Below are 17,094 nucleotides of genomic sequence, written 5' to 3' on the forward strand. Positions count from 1 at the left end.
ATATATAAATTTTAGAAAGGAGAGAGTAATGAAAAAAATAGTTGGTATTATCGTTTCCACAGTTATATGTGTGCCGTTTCTTATGGCAAATGTAGTAACGGCTACAAGTACGAATTCAAAAGCGGGTATTACATTTTCGAATAGCTATACACCAAATACATCAACTGATCCGACAAAGATAAATACAAAAAAAGAGACAGTTGATAAAAATAAAAATGGAGATAAATATTTACCGAAAACAGGAGGCCGGACACGGGACTTCAAACAATATATAGGATTGTTTTCGATTGTTTTATCTCTATATGTATTCAAAAGAATTAGGGGAAAGCAAGTGTATTCAAAATAAAAAATAGATGAAAACAGAGAAAAGGGGAAGGTACATATGAAACTAGCAAAATTAGCATTAATCGGTGCAGTGTCATTAACATCAGTTGCAGCAGTAGGAACTTCAGCATTTGCGGAAGAGAAAGCAAATATGAAATCTAAAACAGATGTAACGTTTATTGAAGATACAAGCACAACAGATCCAAACAATCCAGAAAATCCAAATGAAAAAGTTACACCAGAGAACCCTGGTGACCATGAAAAAGGAACAAAAGGTCCATTAAGTATTAACTACGTTTCTAACTTACACTTCGGCGAGCAAGTTATCTCTGGTAATGATCAAACGTACTTTGCAAAATTGGATAAAGTGAAACAAGGGAGTAAAACAGTTGAAGTACCTAACTTCGTATCTGTAACAGATAACCGTGGTACAAATGCAGGATGGAAATTGAAAGTAAAGCAAAATGCACAATTTAAAAGTGGTAATAGTGAGTTAACAAATGCAGCTTTAAGCTTAAGTAACCCAGCTGTAAATTCTGTAACTGATGCACAATATGCACCTACCACATTTAAAAATAAAGTAACGCTAGCTCCAGGTGGAGATGCGGTGGAAATTACTACTGCCGCAAAGAATAAAGGTATGGGTGATTGGACGACTGCATTCGGTAAAGGAGCAGAACAAGGTAAACAGAGTGTGAGCTTATTCGTACCAGGTACGACAGCAAAAGAAAAAGGTGCGAAATATTCAGCTGAGTTAACTTGGACTTTAGAAGATACACCAAACTAAGCTTGTACAAGATTGAAAATTAAGAATGACTGAATTTTAAAAATGATTATAAAGGGGTATAAAACTATGAAACTAGCAAAAATAGCATTAATTGGAGCGGTAACGTTATCATCAGTATCAGTAGGGACGTCTGCATTTGCAGCTGAGAAAGATGGCGGGAAATTAGACTCAAAAGCATTCATTAAATTCGAGAAAAATACAGATAAAATTGATGTTGTTAATCCAGAGAATCCAGATGAAACTGTAGATCCAGTTGATCCAGATAAAAAAGGTACAGATGGTCCACTAAGTATTGATTATGTATCTAACTTCAACTTTAAAACACAAAAAGCATCAGGGAATAACGAAATCTACTTTGCAGAATTAGATAAAGTAAAGAAAAAAGTAGACGGTTCTGTAATTGACGTGCCGAACTACGTTCAAGTAACAGATAATCGTGGTACAAATGCTGGATGGCATTTAACAGTAAAACAAAATGGTCAATTCAAAACTGCAGATGATAAAGCGTTGGATGGCGCGGCATTAACATTAAAAAATTCAGCCTTGAAATCAAATGCAGGTAGCGACGCACCAACAGCAGAACAATCTATTACATTAAATCCAAGTGGTGCAGCATCTGATTTAATCGATGCAAAAGAAAACCAAGGTATGGGTACATGGGTAAATACGTTTGGTAAAGATGCAACAGAAGCGAAACAAAGCGTAGAGTTATCTGTACCAGGTAAAACGAAAAAAGAACAAACACAATACACAACTTCACTAACTTGGGAACTAACAGACGCTCCTATGTAAGTAAGAGGAATTTTAAGATAAAAGAGGAAAATGAGAAGAGATAAGGGAATGGCTTTAACCTTGTCTCTTTCTTGTCTATAAAATGGATATGAAGGGGATTACATAAGAGATGGTAAAAAAACTATTTACTAGCTTACTATTAATTACATTCTTCATGGTAAACGCTTTTTCAGTATATGCAGCTGAAATGAAATTCGCTGTGACAGCAGTTATACCAGAAAATCAAATTGATAAAAATCAAACGTATTTTGATTTGAAAATGCAACCTGGACAAAAGCAAACAATTCAAGTCCAAATGAAAAATGATACGAATAAAGAAGTTGTGGTAGAATCGTTTGCTAATACAGCAATTACGAATAGCAATGGTATTACAGATTATAGTACAGTAGAACCAAAAACGGATTCTACTTTGAAATATCCGTTTTCTAAAATTGCTAAAATGCCAAAAGAAACGAAAGTCCCAGCTAACAGCATAGTGACAGTTGATATAAACCTAGAAATGCCAAATGAGTCGTTTGATGGTGTTATTTTAGGTGGTTTATACTTTAAAGAAAAAGAAGATGAGAATGCAAAGAAAAAAGATGAAGGTGTGCAAATTGAAAATAAATATGCATACGCAATTGGTGTTGTTTTAAAAGAGACAGATACTGAAGTAAAACCAGACATTAAATTAAACGAAGTAAAGCCAACACAAATTAACGGGCGTAACGTTGTTACTGCAAATTTACAAAATGTAAAGCCAGCAATGTTAAAAAATTTAAGTGTTGATGCAAAGGTATATAAAGAAAAAGGTACAGACATTTTATTTGAAGCGAAAAAAGAAAATTTAAGAATGGCGCCAAACTCAAACTTTGATTACGCTATTAGCTGGGAAAACAAAGCATTTGATCCAGGAACGTACCGAGTAGAAGTGAAAGCCACTGATGGCGATCAAAAATGGGAATGGACGAAGAAATTTACAATTGAAGGAAAGACAGCTGATAAGTTAAATGATTCAGCGGTAGAAGCGAAAAAAGACTACACACTATATTACATTATCGGCGGAGTACTACTGTTAATTATATTATTAGTTCTTGTATTCTTCTTAGGTAGACGTTCTAAAAAAGAGGACGATAACGAAAAATAATATATTGATAGTGTAAAAAGAAATTAATGGATGTTTTACTACGAAAAATATATAATGGCTTTGTCTGTTATTTGTTGTAGTTCATTTATATTTCTATTTGTTGACCCGAATCTCGGGTCTTTTTTTATGGAATGAATTGCTATATGTTAGTAATTAGAAAAACAGAATATACAGCACTTGCAGCATGAATATAAAGTGGGGTTGTATACTCTCTCAAAAATAGGTTTCCAGTTGTAATACTGGTAGCATTAGTAAATTCGGTGCTACCAGTAGGTTCGTTTTCTGGCACAACGAAAGCATTTACGTAGGTACATGTACTTTTTCATTTATCTATTTTTCTGTGGTCGATTGTATTGTGTATATAAATTTAAAAATGATAGTGTTAGAGCCACCATTTCTCCTGCGGAAGCAAAATAACATCCACATCAAAATTCTCTTTAAACCAATCAAACATCAATGTCTCTTTTACTAAATATTCAGAGGCAGAGTGTGACACACCAATTAGAGACATATTCGTTTCTTTTACATAATCCATAATGAGCGAGTATTTATGTCGGCCGTAATCATTGTCGATATGGCAATGGATTTCTCCTGTAATATATGCTTCAGCACCTTTTTCTTCTGCTTCCTTCATTAAAGATACAACATCGCCACATCCAGCGATAATTGCGATTTTTTTGATGGAATCATGTCGTTTACCTTCGAAGTCTGTGTAAGGAATCTGGAAGAGTTGTTTTAGATGTTTTTGGAGTGCTTCTGTTGATGTTTCATCTATTTCACAAATAAGGCCAACTGGTTCTTGTTCTGGACCTCCATATGCAAAGTCGTCCACTACAGTAGCGTTTAATGCTTTTGCAATTGAAATACTCGTTCCATGTGTTTGATGAAAATCCATTGGTACGTGACATGTATATATAGAAAGTTGTTTTTCTTTTATTCCTTGCAAATATTTTTCAGGAATTGGTATGAAACCGCGGCCTGATCTTCCAAGCGGATCACCACACTCCATTACAAGGGGATGGTGCATAAAGAGTAAATCACCAGGTGTGGATTGTGAAATGAATGTTTCAAGAACGTCATCTGTAGGGAATACAGCTAAAAATACTTTGTTTACATTTTCAGATCCGTGCATCATAAGGCCGTTAAATAAATCTACAAAATTTGCTTCGAAAAATTGTTGCCAAGGAAATTTGATAGGATCATATACGGCTGGGATAAATCGACTAAAGGCACTATCTTTTCCGTATTTTTCAATTTGAAATAAGTGATTGAGTGATTGCTCTATTTTTTTTAAGGCTGGCATGTTTAATAATCCTCCTTAAGATGATTCTTGCTTTATGAGTTGTTTATATTCTTCGTAGCGAAATAAGAAGCGGATAGGAAACAAATAAAACCTAGAATCCAGCCGATAGAAGGAGAATAGGGAAGTACATGCTGTAATAGCATTCCGCTAGAAATGAAGAAACTACCAAATAGACTTAATAAAATAGAATATCGTTGTAGTTTGAACACGGATAGCAAACCTCCTTTCTCCTGCATGAACTACTCATAAAAGCTCGATTGCTGAAACTTTATCACATACATTGTATATTAGTCTTAATTTTCTGTATATAACTTTTAAGAAAAATGGTGATACAATATATGAATGATAAGAGAAGAGAGGATGAAGATTAACATATGTACGTTACTGTAACAGAAGCAGCATATAAAAAGATTATGGATACGATTCCAAGTGAAGCGAAATATATAAAGTTATTTTACGATAATGAGGGTTGCGGTTGTGTCATGAGCGGAATCATCGATTTAGTAGCTGTAGCAGAGAAAGATGAGCGCGATGTGGATATTGAATCAAGCACAATGAATTTTATCGCTGATCGTACAAAGCTTGTATTTATGGACGATAAGTTAACGGTTGATTGGCATGAAGGTGGAGGAACTTTTCAGTTGAAGAGCCCAAGCCAGTTTTATAATCCAAATATGAAATTACACGTTCGAGTATAGTAAAGGAAAGGTGATTCCAAAATGTATTTTGGAATCACCTTTTTTATTTTATAAGTCGCTATTATTGTCGATTTTTGTTGATAAGTCGATATATTGAAAAAATTGCCGATATAATTTCATTTACCAAAACGTTTCAATAATAAAAAGATTTTTTCACATAATGAAATGTACATGCGATTGAATTTTCTGTATAATCTTCTTTGCGGAGGGGATACGCATGAGAAGATGGGGAATTGAGTTACTAATTTTAAGTGTTGTTATTATTTGGGGGATTAACTATACGATTGCAAAGTATGGATTTTTAGAATTTACAGCAATTGAATTTACTGCACTTCGTATGATGGCGGCGGCACCGCTTCTGTTACTTCTTACCTTTTTTATTGAAAAGTCGGTTTATCTGGAGCGAAAGGATATACCTAGACTAATCATCGTTAGCGTTGTAGGTATTGTACTGTATCAAACGTTATTTATGGAAACTGTCAAATATACATCCGCTACAAATGCCTCTTTACTCATTTCTATATCACCTATTTTTACAACTGTATTTGCGATTTTTCTGAAACAAGAAAATTTTTCTTCTCGAAAGTTAATCGGTTCTATGATTGCTTTTGTTGGTGCAGCATTAGTTTTAGTAGCAGGACATTCACTTACTAGTTCTTTTTATGGCAATGGAATTGGACTTATTACATCAATATGCTGGGGGCTTTATCCTGTTTTAGCAGGACCATTAATTAAAAAATATTCAGCATTACGTGTTACAGCATGGTCTGCATTAGTGGGTGCGATTCCGCTATTATTGTTAAGTGGTCCGCATGTGTTTGTCATGCCATTTCACATTACTCACGGAATGACACTATTTGCTTTACTATATTCTATTTTCTTTGTAACAGTATTTGGTCTAGTAATGTGGTATGTTGGTGTTCAAAAAATTGGGGCGTCACATACGATGGTATATATGTATATAACGCCGCTTGTAGCTGTTTTATTTGCAGCTGTCTGGGCAAATGAATATGTATCGTTTCAACAAATCATCGGTGGAATTATCATTTTTGTCGGTCTATGGTTTGTGAAATCGGAGAAAGTAAAAGTTCATTCTATTGCAGGGAAAGCTATATCAAAATAGGAAAACAGATCACCTATGATCTGCTTTCCTATTTTTTTATTTTTGGTAAGAAGATGAGAAATAAGATAGCAGTAATAAGTGGAATTAAGTTTAAAAATGGAATACGGAAGAGTGTAATAAGAATAATACCAGGAAGGAGAACACCGAGGACAGCGTAAAAAATGCTATGGTTTTTCGTGTACCAATACAATGAAAGTCCGATAAGTGCAGGGATAATGAGGTGAATGAGAGCCATTAAAAAATAAATCATTAGACGCCCCCTTTATTTGTGTGCTTATTACATCATATCCGTATGTTCATAGATTGATATCATTTTTTTCATAAATGGACGAAAAAAGTTTGGAAAACCGTCACAAAATATGAGAATATGATGTTCGAAATCTTGTATAATATTATTTCCTAAAAACATTTAAACAACATAAACATACTGTTTATGTTGTTTTTTAAGTTGAGTGAAATGGATGTAAGGAATATGAATTTGAAAGAAATTTTTTGTTGGATAGATAAGAACGAATGAAGAGAGGTACAGCATGATTAGTATGTCACTAAGATCATTTAAAATCCAATCGTATTATATACTAGGTATTTTGTTACTAGGTTGGATGTTAACACCGTTTTCAGCACACTTTTTAGGCGCTGGAATTGGGCTTATTGTAAGTATGTATTGCGTTTGGCTTTTAGGGAGAAGAATTGAGAAGCTTGGAGATAGTATTGTAAAGAAGACGAAAGCACCGACACTCGGTATGTTTAACCGTTTTGCAGCTGCCATTTTGGGTGCTATTATTATGTACGAAATTGAGCACCACATGGTTATGTGGGCATTTGCAGTAGGGATTATGGGTGGTTATTTCTTAATCGTTGTGAATTTAGGATACTATAGCATGAAAGATGAGAAAGAACTAACAAAGAGCTAAAAGAGATAAAAAGATAAAAGACTTCTTTTTAGATGGAATAGATGATCCAGCCACGAATAGAAGCGGTCAGGACCTTCTTTAACCCCATACGATGTGAAACCCGAGAGATGTAGCGAGTAGGGATATAATGTATATATTCGAAGCCGTAATTTTATAATCTAAGTCACAGATGAAGAGATTAGCGTTTCACTTTATATAAGATATAGAAAGAAGCTTACGTTTTCACGTAAGCTTCTTTTTTATGTAAGTGTGTGTAACCGTTAAGCCGCATTGGGTTTTGTCGGTGAGTACGCGAAACTTTACGGTTACACGACACTTATTCATATGAGTAAAGGGTATTCCAACAGAAAGTTTTAATTTAAGCGATTGGGCCGCCTAAGTTAATAATATCTTCAGAAACGCTTTCGAACTTTTTGAAGTTCTCTTTGAATTCATTTGCAAGCTCGATTGCTTTTGCTTTGTAAGCAGCTTTATCAGCCCAAGTTTGTTCAGGCATTAACACTTCGTCAGGTACACCTGGTACGTGAAGTGGAACTTCAAGACCGAAGATATCATGTTTAGCTGTTTCAGTTTTTGCAAGTTCGCCGTTTAATGCTGCTTGAATCATTGCACGAGTATAACCTAAGTTCATACGTTTACCAACGCCGTATTCGCCGCCAGTCCAGCCAGTGTTTACTAGGAATACTTTCGCATCGTGTTTCTCGATTTTTTCACCAAGCATTTCAGCGTAGCGAGATGCATCAAGTGGTAAGAATGGTGAACCGAAGCAAGTTGAGAATGTAGCTTGCGGAGATGTAACGCCGCGCTCTGTTCCTGCTAGCTTACTAGTGTAACCACTTAAGAAATGATACATAGCTTGCTCTTTTGATAACTTACTGATTGGAGGCAATACGCCAGATGCATCAGCAGTTAAGAAAATAATTGTATTTGGGTGTCCAGCAACACTTGGCAGTACGATATTGTCGATCGCATGCATAGGGTATGCAGCACGAGTATTTTCTGTTAAAGTAGTATCGTTGTAGTCTGCGATACGCGTTTGGTCATTAATGATAACGTTTTCTAAAACAGATCCAAATTTGATTGCATCGAAAATTTGTGGTTCTTTCTCGTGAGAAAGGTTTACACATTTTGCATAGCAACCGCCTTCAATATTGAATACACCGTTATCAGACCAACCGTGCTCATCATCACCGATTAATTTACGGTTTGGATCAGCAGATAAAGTTGTTTTACCTGTTCCAGATAAACCGAAGAATAGTGCTACGTCACCTTCTTCACCTACGTTTGCAGAGCAATGCATAGAAAGAATATCTTGTTCAGGTAGTAAGAAGTTCATAATAGAGAAGATTGATTTTTTCATTTCTCCAGCGTATTCTGTACCACCAATTAGTACAATACGTTTTTCGAATGAAACCATAATGAATGCTTCAGAGTTTGTACCGTCAACAGCTGGATCAGCTTTGAAGTTCGGTGCAGAAACAATTGTGAACCCTGACTCATGAGTTGTTAATTCTTCTTCAGTTGGACGAATGAATAATTGATGTACAAATAAATTGTGCCATGCATATTCATTAATAACTTGAATTGGTAGGCGGTAATTGCGGTCAGCGCCTGCAAATCCTTTGAAGACGAATAACTCTTCTTTTTCTTTTAAGTATTCTAAAACTTTAGTATATAATTTATTAAAATGTTCTTCAGAAATCGGTTGGTTCACAGCTCCCCAAGCAATTTTGTCAGCAACCGATGCTTCTTTCACAATAAATTTATCTTTAGGAGAACGTCCTGTATATTTTCCTGTTGAAGCAGAAACGGCACCAGTAGAAGTTAATTTCCCTTCATTTCGCATTAATACTTTTTCCACTAATTGCGGAACACTTAGTTGAATCTGTGCATTGCTTCCGTTCAATAATTCGTGTAAACCAATTTGGACATTCACAGTACTCATATTTATATACCATCCTTTTCATTTAATGAAATATTTCTCGTAATCCCCAACAAGAGTATAACACAATTATATAAATAATGTATACTATTTATTTCTTTTTGTTTGTGTGAATGCATTATTTCCCTATTAATATTTCATTTCAGGCGTATTGAGAAAAACTTTCAGGAAAATGTGAATATTAATTGACAAATGAATATCATTTCTTTAGTATAGGTTGGGACGGATACTCTCTTATCCCGAGCTGGCGGAGGGACAGGCCCGATGAAGCCCAGCAACCTCACTTGTATTGATAAATGCAGGTGAATAGGTGCTAAAACCTGTGCGAGGCTACAGGTCTCGAACGATAAGAGCGAAGGGCAAAAAGCAGTATGCAAGTAGCAAATTAAACCTTTCCTCTATGTAAAGTAGGAAAGGTTTTTCTGTATGCTTGTGTGGGAGAATAAATGTATGTCGCAGTTTGTGGCAAATTAAGGATGAGTTCCGTACAATATATACAATTACTGTAGGGAGGTTTACCACATGACAAAAAAACGTCATCTGTTCACATCTGAGTCTGTAACTGAAGGACATCCAGATAAAATTTGTGACCAAATTTCTGATTCAATTTTAGATGCGATCTTATCAAAAGACGCAAATGCACGTGTAGCTTGTGAAACAACTGTAACAACTGGTTTAGTATTGGTAGCGGGGGAAATTACGACTTCTACTTACGTAGATATTCCGAAAATCGTTCGTGAAACAATTCAAGGCATTGGTTACACACGCGCAAAATACGGATTCGATGCAGAAACTTGTGCTGTTTTAACATCTATCGATGAGCAGTCTGCTGACATCGCTATGGGTGTTGACCAAGCGCTAGAAGCACGCGAAGGTCAAATGACTGACGCTGAGATTGAGGCAATTGGTGCAGGAGACCAAGGTTTAATGTTTGGTTTTGCATGTAATGAAACACAAGAATTAATGCCACTTCCAATCTCGCTTGCTCACAAATTAGCTCGCCGTTTAACTGAAGTACGTAAAGATGATACATTATCGTACTTACGTCCAGATGGAAAAACGCAAGTTACAGTTGAGTATGATGAAAATGGTAAACCAGTACGTGTTGATACTATCGTAATTTCTACACAACATCACCCAGATGTTACATGGGAAGAAATCGATCGCGACTTAAAAGAGCACGTAATTAAAGCTGTAGTACCAGCAGAATTAATGGATGGAGAAACGAAATTCTTCATTAATCCAACTGGCCGCTTCGTAATTGGTGGGCCACAAGGTGATGCTGGTTTAACAGGACGTAAAATCATCGTTGATACTTACGGTGGATACGCTCGCCACGGTGGCGGTGCATTCTCTGGTAAAGATGCAACAAAAGTTGACCGTTCTGCAGCATATGCAGCTCGTTATGTTGCGAAAAACATCGTAGCAGCTGGTCTTGCTGACAAAGCAGAAGTACAACTTGCATACGCAATCGGTGTAGCACAACCAGTATCAATTTCAGTTGATACATTCGGCACAGGTAAAGTATCTGAAGACGTACTAGTAGAACTAGTTCGTAACAACTTCGATCTTCGCCCAGCTGGTATTATTAAAATGCTAGACTTACGTCGCCCAATTTACAAACAAACAGCAGCTTACGGCCACTTCGGACGTACTGATGTAGATCTTTCATGGGAACGTACAGACAAAGCTGCAGCTTTAAAAGAGCAAGCTGGTCTATAATATATGAAAAAAAGCTTTGCGCGGTGAGCGCAAAGCTTTTTTTATTTCGTTTTACTTACAATTTGAATGCATGATTTGCAATATACTTCGCCTTCTAGCTCAATATATTTTTTCGTATTAGTCATGCCTTTTCATACGTTTGTATTTCCTTTTTACATGAGTTACAAAGGATGGGTTTCTTCTGGAACATATGTAATCAACTTTTCATTTGACGTGCTTTACCTGCGCAAAAGGCACTACTTAGTAAAATTAGTGTCGCGAATATAATGCTTACTAATGTAGCGTATGGAATTGCGCCTTTTAAGGAAAAGCCGACAGTGATTGAAGCGATGAATAAGAGGATAAATGTTGTTGTTAATTTTTTATAAAGTTCCATACTATGTAGACCTCCAATTTATTTTTTAGTACAAGTTTTAAAATTGAATTCTATTATGTAGAAAATATAAAGAGTAGCTAAAGATGTGTAGTCTAGGAGTATAAGAAAGTGCACTTTCCTTTTTGTGGGTTAGTATACTTATATTGTATCATGGCGCATGATTGGCTTCATACATAATTGTGTAAAGGTATGTATGATAAAATGAAGAAAAGTCTTTAAGAAAGGAAAGATAAAAAATGAGTGTAACTGAACATAAAAAACAAGCTCCAAAAGAAGTGCGTTGCAAGATTGTTACGATTTCCGATACACGTACGGAAGAAACAGATAAGAGCGGACAACTATTGCATGAATTGTTAAAAGAAGCGGGACATAAAGTAACTTCTTATGCAATTGTAAAAGATGATAAAGAAAGTATTCAGCAAGCGGTGTTAGCTGGTTATCATAAGGAAGATGTAGATGTTGTATTAACAAATGGCGGTACTGGTATTACGAAACGCGATGTCACAATTGAAGCAGTATCAGCGTTATTAGATAAAGAGATTGTCGGGTTTGGTGAGTTGTTCCGCATGATTAGTTATTTAGAAGATATCGGGAGCAGCGCAATGTTAAGTAGAGCGATTGGGGGTACAATTGGGCGCAAAGTAGTTTTCTCGATGCCAGGATCGAGCGGGGCGGTTCGCCTTGCGATGAATAAATTAATTTTACCGGAATTAGGTCATATTACATTTGAGCTACATCGCCAATGAGTAAGTGGGCTGGAATTGTATTAGCGGGCGGTATGTCGAGTAGATTCGGTGAGCCGAAAGCGTTAGTGAGCTGGCAAGGTAGTACTTTTATTGAGCATATTTTGAAAGTGATGACGAGTGTGCTCCAAGAAGTTGTAGTTATTAGTCATTCTGATATAAAAGAGCGAGTAGAGCAATTCGTACAAGTTCCTGTTATAGAAGATATTCCGCACTATAAAGGAAATGGGCCGCTTGCCGGCATTGTATCAGGAATGGAATACATAGAAGCAGATTGGTACGCTATTATGCCTTGCGATGCGCCAAATGTTTCGCATGAATGGTTTACCATTTTACTGGAGCAAACGAGCAATGAATATGATGCGGTTGTACCTATTATTAATGGAAGAAAACAGCCGCTACTTGCAGCGTATCATAACCGCGTGAAAGAAAAGATTTATGCTTTACTTCAGGAAGAAAAAAGAAGTATGGGGCAGCTTTTATCACAATGTAATGTGAAGTATGTTTCTGGAGAAGATGTACAAGTGAATGCGAATTGGTTTATAAATGTAAATACGAAAGAAGAATATGTGCAGGCTCAAAAAAAACTTTCAAATGAATGAAAGGTTTTTTGATATACAGAATTGGGGAACAATTGCTGTATAAAGGTATGTGAGTAAGTTGATTTTAAGGGGAATTCTTAAAATCATTATACAGTTTAAAATACTGTATAACCATATATTGATTTTTATGGGTTTTTATTACAAGTCTGTTTAGTTATGTTTATTTTTGATATAATTAATATAGAAATAAAACAATGTTTAACCTTATGTATCATTTATTAAACTAAAATTTATGACCATGTAATAAACTCCCTTCGTTTTTTTGAAGGGAGTTTTTCTATTTAAGCAAGCAACTCTGATGTGTTATGCTGCAGGACTTCTTCATATTGGTTAAGCAAACCGCGAAAGATCTCATCCCAGCTCTTTGATTTCGCAAAAGATGAAGCTGCTATTCCCATTTGCTCAAGTTTTTCTTCATTTTGTAATAAAAAATAAATGGATGATAGAAATGCATCTTCATTTTTAGGCGGACAAAGAACTCCCGTTTTTCCATCTGTAATAATATTTTTAACCCCGCCACTATTTGCACCAATGACAGGTGTACCGCATGCGAGTGATTCAAGTACGACATTTCCGAATGTTTCAGTAGCTGATGGAAACACCATTATGTTAGAACAAGCATATGCTTCAGCTAAATCTGCACTTTGTAAATAGCCAGTAAAAGTGATATTTGTTTTCGGAACAGTTTCACGTAAACTTGTTGCTAGAGGACCGTCTCCTGCGATGAGCCAATGAATATCGTTTCGAGTATGTGCTGTTTTAACGATAAGGTATTGCAGTGTATCAATATCTTTTTCAGGAGCAATTCGTCCAACATAGGAAAGGACATACTTCGCTGTAATATTATATTTTTTTCGGAATAGGTCTGTATTGTAAGCACGATGAAAGAGTGTGCAATCTACACCACGTCCCCATATAGAGAGGGTCTGAAAGCCTTTGTTTTTTAATTGATGTAATGTTTCAAAGGAAGGTACAAAATTTTTTTGCATATGACTATGAAACCATTTTAAATAGTTCCACAGCATATTGGAGAGGAATTCGATTTTGTAATAACGTAAATAGGCATCGAAATCAGTATGATAAGAACCGACAACTGGGATGTTTAACTTTTTTGCATAATACAATCCACAAAGTCCCATGTTGAAAGGTGTGGCAATGTGAATAATGTCAGGTTTAAAGGAATGAAGTTCCCGTTTAATACGCGGAGTAGGAAAAGAAAAGCGACATTCTGGATATAATATTGTTAACGGGATACTTCTCATCTTGTTCACATTAGCTACGAAATTATCTTCAGCTGTATGCTGAGGGGCGAAAACAGAATAGGCGATCTGTTCTTTCTGAAAGTAACTTGTTAATCGTTCTAACGTTTTCGCAACCCCGTTAACTTGTGGCGTAAAAGTATCGGTAAAAATGGCGACTCTCATCATATCACTCCTTTATGTGAAAAGTGGGATGAATTGATAAAAAGAGATGATGCCAGAGCAAGTGCCAAGGCACATGCCGACGAACACATCTGACGGATAGTGAAGTCCTAAATAAATACGTGAAATACCGACGCATAATGCTAATGGTAATAGGAAAGCAAGTAAGCTTGGATTATAGCAAATAAATGGAATGAAGACAGAGAAAACGGCTGTTGTATGACCAGACGGGAAAGAGTGGTCTTTTAATGGATGGACTGGATATTTCGCATCCTGAATTGTTAAATAAGGACGTTTTCGTGGATACCACCTTTTTAATATTTGTACAGGAATATGGCTAATTGCTAAAGAAATAGCAGTAGCGATTGCTGCTTGGTGTAAAGTCCCTTTTGCAAAAATTAAAAAGAAAAGTGTAAGTGCAATGGAGAAAGTAGCACCACCGATATGGGTAATATTGCTGAAAAAGATATTTAACGTTTTTTGATCAAAGTAGCGATTAATTCCTTTAAAAATGTAACATTCTATTTTATATAATCCACTGACCTTCATGAAAATTCTCCTCCCTCGTTTACATATATATGGAGATATTAGCTTTTATTTTAATAAGATTTTGTTGAGGGAGTAATAATGTTTTGTAAAGAAAAAGTTAGATTTTATATAAAAAAAGCTGCCAATCTTATGGCAGCGGAAATTTACTTCTGTAATGATTTATAATATTGACCTTTTTCAACGTATTGCGTGCGAATACGCTCCATATCTTTACGGTCTTCTTCTGTTAATTCACGAATGACTTTCGCGGGACGACCGAAAGCTAACGTGTTCGGCGGAATTTTCTTTCCTTGTGAAACGAGGCTTCCAGCGCCGATAAAAGCTCCTTCGCCAATTTCAGCACCATCTAATATAATAGATCCCATTCCAATTAAAGCATCTTTCTTAATATGGCAACTATGTAAAATGACTTGATGCCCAATTGTTACGTCGTTTTCTAAAATAAGAGGATACTGCGGGCTTTGGTGAAGTGTACATTGGTCTTGTACATTTACTCGGTCTCCAATGATTGTCGGTGACACATCACCACGGATGACTGTATTAAACCAAATACTTGATTCCTCGCCAACGGAAACATCGCCTGTAATGGTAACATAGTCAGCGATAAAAGCACTACTCGCAATTTTCGGTTTTTTTTCTTTGTAAGGATATATCATGTAAAGTCTTCCTTTCCTAGAGACTAGTTTTAGTGTATCAAATTATGAGAAAGAGTGAAATGGAGGAGAGCCGTATGTGGAATTATGAAGCGGAGGAAGCAAAAGCTGTCATTGTTATTGTGCACGGCGCAATGGAATATCACGGACGTTACGAAGCAGTTGCGGAAATGTGGAATCATATCGGCTACCACGTCGTGATGGGGGATCTTCCGTCACATGGAACGACTTCAAGAAATAGAGGACATATTGATTCATTTGATGAATACATAGAGGAAGTTAAATTATGGGTGAAAGAAGCAAGAAAGTATAGGTTACCTATTTTTCTATTCGGTCATAGTATGGGTGGTCTTATTGTCATTCGTGTGATGCAAGAAACGAAGAGAGAAGATGTAGAAGGTATTATTTTAAGTTCGCCTTGTTTAGGGGTAGTGACTGGACCCTCTGCTCCGCTTCAATTTGCTTCAAGAATATTAAATGTTGTGGCTCCAAAATTGCAATTTGCAACGAATCTTACGGTGGAAATGTCAACAAGGAATCATGAAGTGAGAGATGCAATGGAGAATGATTCATTGTTCTTGCGCAAAGTATCAGTACGTTGGTATAGTGAATTGATTAAGTCTATCGAAATTGCTCATAAGAAAATAGATGATTTTCCAGACGTTCCGCTCTTGCTAATGCAAGCATGTGAGGATAAACTTGTAGATAAAACACGTGTCCGCATGTGGTTTGATAATGTTAAAATAGGTGATAAGGCATATAAAGAATGGCCGAATTGTTATCACGAGTTATTAAATGAGTATGAGCGTGATGAAATTTTGAGTTATATTCAGTCATTTACTGAAATGCATGTCAATAATATAGTAAAAACAAACAAATAAATCATTGTTTGTACATTTAATAGAGGAGATGAAGGAAGAAGTGAACGTACCGAGTAATCCCATAACGCTCATGGCGAAAGTATACCGTGATGTGTTTCCGGTTGTACACCATGAGCTAGCGATGTGGAAAGAGCGTGCCTACCATATTCCGAATGATGAGCTTCATAGTCAGGCAATCGCAAGTATTGAGCATAAAACGTTTCATTGTGAGGGCGGTGGCATTTTAGCGCTATTAGCAAATGAACACCGAGAAGAATGTATTCGTTTTATCGTAGCGTATCAAACGATCAGCGACTATTTAGATAATTTATGTGATCGCAGTACATCACTTGATCCAAATGATTTTGCCGCACTGCATGAATCGATGTTAATGGCATTATCACCTGAAGTAGAAGGTGGCGGTAATTATTATCGTTATCGTGATGATCAAGATGATGGTGGTTATTTAGATGAACTTGTTGAAACATGCCAAGATGTTTTAAAGAAAACGAAGCACTATGACAAAATTGCTCCTGTTCTTCATGAACTTGCTTGTTATTATTGTGATTTGCAAATTCATAAACACGTGAATTTAGAAGAAAGAGAGCCGCGCCTGAAAAATTGGTTTGAAGCACATAAAGAAAACTTACCTGAGATGAGTTGGTTTGAATTTTCAGCATGTGCCGGTTCTACACTTGGAATTTTCTGTCTTGTAGCATATGCATTTCATGATGAGTTACATGATGAAGATATTGCGAAAATTAGACAAGGGTACTTCCCTTACGTACAAGGACTTCATATCTTACTTGATTATTTCATTGATCAAGAAGAAGACCGTATAGGCGGAGATTTGAATTTCTGTAGTTATTACGAAAACGAGCAAGCGATATTAGATCGGATGAAACACTTTGTAGAAGAAGCGGAGAAGAGTATTGGTGATTTGCCTCATGCGAAGTTTCATCGCCTTATAAGCAGAGGGTTACTTGGTATTTATTTATCAGATCAAAAAGTATCAGCACAAAAGAATATGCACAAAATGGCACGGCGCATTGTAAAGTACGGAGGCCTCACTTCACGATTCTTCTATTGGAACGGGAAGATGTACCGAAAGAAAACAGCGCAGTGATGAAGAAAACCACTCATGTAGAGTGGTTTTCTT

20 protein-coding genes and 1 riboswitch are annotated in these 17,094 nt (G+C 36.2%); of the genes, 12 read left to right on the forward strand and 8 right to left on the reverse strand.

What is annotated here, in order from left to right; translation table 11 throughout:
- Positions 1-28 precede the first annotated feature (28 nt).
- The 4 genes from ACTJJY_RS11945 to ACTJJY_RS11960 all read left to right on the forward strand — a co-directional run bounded on the left by ACTJJY_RS11945 (position 29) and on the right by ACTJJY_RS11960 (position 3,029).
- Positions 29-346, forward strand: coding sequence for a cell wall anchor protein (locus tag ACTJJY_RS11945; RefSeq protein ID WP_440605586.1), 318 nt, complete (start codon positions 29-31; stop codon positions 344-346).
- Positions 347-382: 36 nt separating this feature from the next.
- Positions 383-1,111: a WxL domain-containing protein gene (locus ACTJJY_RS11950; protein WP_000761534.1), complete on the forward strand. Its 729-nt coding sequence runs from the start codon at positions 383-385 to the stop codon at positions 1,109-1,111.
- Positions 1,112-1,177: 66 nt separating this feature from the next.
- The gene (locus tag ACTJJY_RS11955) at positions 1,178-1,903 is read left to right on the forward strand and encodes a WxL domain-containing protein (RefSeq protein WP_000761506.1); all 726 of its coding nucleotides are present in this window, start codon (positions 1,178-1,180) and stop codon (positions 1,901-1,903) included.
- Between the two features lie 109 nt (positions 1,904-2,012).
- Positions 2,013-3,029 (forward strand): DUF916 and DUF3324 domain-containing protein, encoded by a 1,017-nt coding sequence (locus ACTJJY_RS11960; RefSeq protein ID WP_440605587.1) that lies wholly within the window; start codon positions 2,013-2,015, stop codon positions 3,027-3,029.
- 382 nt (positions 3,030-3,411) lie between these two features.
- Here ACTJJY_RS11960 and ACTJJY_RS11965 read toward each other — a convergent pair whose 3' ends face one another.
- Complete coding sequence (locus ACTJJY_RS11965; RefSeq protein ID WP_440605588.1) at positions 3,412-4,332, reverse strand: Nif3-like dinuclear metal center hexameric protein; 921 nt, start codon at positions 4,330-4,332, stop codon at positions 3,412-3,414.
- 32 nt (positions 4,333-4,364) lie between these two features.
- Positions 4,365-4,541: a hypothetical protein gene (locus ACTJJY_RS11970; protein WP_440605589.1), complete on the reverse strand. Its 177-nt coding sequence runs from the start codon at positions 4,539-4,541 to the stop codon at positions 4,365-4,367.
- A 165-nt stretch (positions 4,542-4,706) separates the two neighbouring features.
- Between ACTJJY_RS11970 and ACTJJY_RS11975 the strand changes: the two genes are divergently transcribed.
- A complete protein-coding gene (locus ACTJJY_RS11975) occupies positions 4,707-5,030 on the forward strand; it encodes an iron-sulfur cluster biosynthesis family protein (RefSeq protein ID WP_000289570.1) in 324 nt (107 codons plus the stop codon).
- Between the two features lie 217 nt (positions 5,031-5,247).
- A complete protein-coding gene (locus ACTJJY_RS11980; protein ID WP_440605590.1) occupies positions 5,248-6,153 on the forward strand; it encodes a DMT family transporter in 906 nt (301 codons plus the stop codon).
- 28 nt (positions 6,154-6,181) lie between these two features.
- Here ACTJJY_RS11980 and ACTJJY_RS11985 read toward each other — a convergent pair whose 3' ends face one another.
- Entirely contained in the window at positions 6,182-6,403 is a 222-nt protein-coding gene (locus ACTJJY_RS11985; RefSeq protein WP_000639042.1) for a hypothetical protein, read from the reverse strand.
- 280 nt (positions 6,404-6,683) lie between these two features.
- On the opposite strand from ACTJJY_RS11985, the gene ACTJJY_RS11990 reads away from it, so the two are divergent.
- The gene (locus ACTJJY_RS11990; RefSeq protein WP_000624926.1) at positions 6,684-7,067 is read left to right on the forward strand and encodes an ATP synthase subunit I; all 384 of its coding nucleotides are present in this window, start codon (positions 6,684-6,686) and stop codon (positions 7,065-7,067) included.
- A gap of 358 nt (positions 7,068-7,425) precedes the next feature.
- On the opposite strand, the gene pckA is transcribed toward ACTJJY_RS11990, so the two are convergent.
- Complete coding sequence (gene pckA, locus ACTJJY_RS11995; RefSeq protein ID WP_440605591.1) at positions 7,426-9,012, reverse strand: phosphoenolpyruvate carboxykinase (ATP); 1,587 nt, start codon at positions 9,010-9,012, stop codon at positions 7,426-7,428.
- Between the two features lie 228 nt (positions 9,013-9,240).
- Positions 9,241-9,362, forward strand: a riboswitch (SAM riboswitch).
- A 169-nt stretch (positions 9,363-9,531) separates the two neighbouring features.
- On the opposite strand from pckA, the gene metK reads away from it, so the two are divergent.
- Positions 9,532-10,731, forward strand: coding sequence for a methionine adenosyltransferase (metK, locus tag ACTJJY_RS12000; protein WP_000163117.1), 1,200 nt, complete (start codon positions 9,532-9,534; stop codon positions 10,729-10,731).
- A 196-nt stretch (positions 10,732-10,927) separates the two neighbouring features.
- On the opposite strand, the gene ACTJJY_RS12005 is transcribed toward metK, so the two are convergent.
- Entirely contained in the window at positions 10,928-11,107 is a 180-nt protein-coding gene (locus ACTJJY_RS12005) for a hypothetical protein (RefSeq protein WP_440605592.1), read from the reverse strand.
- Between the two features lie 236 nt (positions 11,108-11,343).
- Between ACTJJY_RS12005 and ACTJJY_RS12010 the strand changes: the two genes are divergently transcribed.
- Both ACTJJY_RS12010 and ACTJJY_RS12015 read left to right on the forward strand, forming a co-directional pair.
- A complete protein-coding gene (locus tag ACTJJY_RS12010; protein ID WP_440605593.1) occupies positions 11,344-11,853 on the forward strand; it encodes a MogA/MoaB family molybdenum cofactor biosynthesis protein in 510 nt (169 codons plus the stop codon).
- Positions 11,850-12,452: a molybdenum cofactor guanylyltransferase gene (locus ACTJJY_RS12015; RefSeq protein ID WP_440605594.1), complete on the forward strand. Its 603-nt coding sequence runs from the start codon at positions 11,850-11,852 to the stop codon at positions 12,450-12,452. Before ACTJJY_RS12010 ends, ACTJJY_RS12015 begins: the two co-directional genes overlap by 4 nt.
- 281 nt (positions 12,453-12,733) lie before the next feature.
- On the opposite strand, the gene ACTJJY_RS12020 is transcribed toward ACTJJY_RS12015, so the two are convergent.
- The 3 genes from ACTJJY_RS12020 to ACTJJY_RS12030 form a co-directional block, all read right to left on the reverse strand.
- Positions 12,734-13,876, reverse strand: coding sequence for a glycosyltransferase family 4 protein (locus tag ACTJJY_RS12020; protein WP_440605595.1), 1,143 nt, complete (start codon positions 13,874-13,876; stop codon positions 12,734-12,736).
- A 12-nt stretch (positions 13,877-13,888) separates the two neighbouring features.
- Positions 13,889-14,422, reverse strand: a complete 534-nt coding sequence (locus ACTJJY_RS12025) for a phosphatase PAP2 family protein (RefSeq protein WP_000868582.1) — start codon at positions 14,420-14,422, stop codon at positions 13,889-13,891.
- A gap of 143 nt (positions 14,423-14,565) precedes the next feature.
- Positions 14,566-15,078 (reverse strand): gamma carbonic anhydrase, encoded by a 513-nt coding sequence (locus tag ACTJJY_RS12030; RefSeq protein WP_000640186.1) that lies wholly within the window; start codon positions 15,076-15,078, stop codon positions 14,566-14,568.
- Positions 15,079-15,152: 74 nt separating this feature from the next.
- Between ACTJJY_RS12030 and ACTJJY_RS12035 the strand changes: the two genes are divergently transcribed.
- Both ACTJJY_RS12035 and ACTJJY_RS12040 read left to right on the forward strand, forming a co-directional pair.
- The gene (locus ACTJJY_RS12035; RefSeq protein ID WP_440605596.1) at positions 15,153-15,956 is read left to right on the forward strand and encodes a lysophospholipase; all 804 of its coding nucleotides are present in this window, start codon (positions 15,153-15,155) and stop codon (positions 15,954-15,956) included.
- 40 nt (positions 15,957-15,996) lie between these two features.
- A complete protein-coding gene (locus tag ACTJJY_RS12040) occupies positions 15,997-17,061 on the forward strand; it encodes a tetraprenyl-beta-curcumene synthase family protein (protein WP_113302822.1) in 1,065 nt (354 codons plus the stop codon).
- The last annotated feature ends 33 nt before the right edge of the window (positions 17,062-17,094 follow it).

This window comes from Bacillus sp. 22475 (assembly GCF_052044835.1).
Classification (GTDB): domain Bacteria; phylum Bacillota; class Bacilli; order Bacillales; family Bacillaceae_G; genus Bacillus_A; species Bacillus_A cereus.

Coding starts and splice junctions, on each gene's coding strand:
- ACTJJY_RS11955 (WP_000761506.1), top strand. CDS start 1,178: ATGAAACTAGCAAAAATAGCATTAATTGGAGCGGTAACGTTATCATCA.
- ACTJJY_RS12025 (WP_000868582.1), bottom strand. CDS start 14,422: ATGAAGGTCAGTGGATTATATAAAATAGAATGTTACATTTTTAAAGGA.
- ACTJJY_RS12020 (WP_440605595.1), bottom strand. CDS start 13,876: ATGAGAGTCGCCATTTTTACCGATACTTTTACGCCACAAGTTAACGGG.
- ACTJJY_RS12010 (WP_440605593.1), top strand. CDS start 11,344: ATGAGTGTAACTGAACATAAAAAACAAGCTCCAAAAGAAGTGCGTTGC.
- metK (WP_000163117.1), top strand. CDS start 9,532: ATGACAAAAAAACGTCATCTGTTCACATCTGAGTCTGTAACTGAAGGA.
- ACTJJY_RS11975 (WP_000289570.1), top strand. CDS start 4,707: ATGTACGTTACTGTAACAGAAGCAGCATATAAAAAGATTATGGATACG.
- ACTJJY_RS11965 (WP_440605588.1), bottom strand. CDS start 4,332: ATGCCAGCCTTAAAAAAAATAGAGCAATCACTCAATCACTTATTTCAA.
- ACTJJY_RS12030 (WP_000640186.1), bottom strand. CDS start 15,078: ATGATATATCCTTACAAAGAAAAAAAACCGAAAATTGCGAGTAGTGCT.
- ACTJJY_RS12005 (WP_440605592.1), bottom strand. CDS start 11,107: ATGGAACTTTATAAAAAATTAACAACAACATTTATCCTCTTATTCATC.
- ACTJJY_RS11960 (WP_440605587.1), top strand. CDS start 2,013: ATGGTAAAAAAACTATTTACTAGCTTACTATTAATTACATTCTTCATG.
- ACTJJY_RS11985 (WP_000639042.1), bottom strand. CDS start 6,403: ATGATTTATTTTTTAATGGCTCTCATTCACCTCATTATCCCTGCACTT.
- ACTJJY_RS11990 (WP_000624926.1), top strand. CDS start 6,684: ATGATTAGTATGTCACTAAGATCATTTAAAATCCAATCGTATTATATA.
- ACTJJY_RS11950 (WP_000761534.1), top strand. CDS start 383: ATGAAACTAGCAAAATTAGCATTAATCGGTGCAGTGTCATTAACATCA.
- ACTJJY_RS12035 (WP_440605596.1), top strand. CDS start 15,153: ATGTGGAATTATGAAGCGGAGGAAGCAAAAGCTGTCATTGTTATTGTG.
- pckA (WP_440605591.1), bottom strand. CDS start 9,012: ATGAGTACTGTGAATGTCCAAATTGGTTTACACGAATTATTGAACGGA.
- ACTJJY_RS11980 (WP_440605590.1), top strand. CDS start 5,248: ATGAGAAGATGGGGAATTGAGTTACTAATTTTAAGTGTTGTTATTATT.
- ACTJJY_RS12015 (WP_440605594.1), top strand. CDS start 11,850: ATGAGTAAGTGGGCTGGAATTGTATTAGCGGGCGGTATGTCGAGTAGA.
- ACTJJY_RS11945 (WP_440605586.1), top strand. CDS start 29: ATGAAAAAAATAGTTGGTATTATCGTTTCCACAGTTATATGTGTGCCG.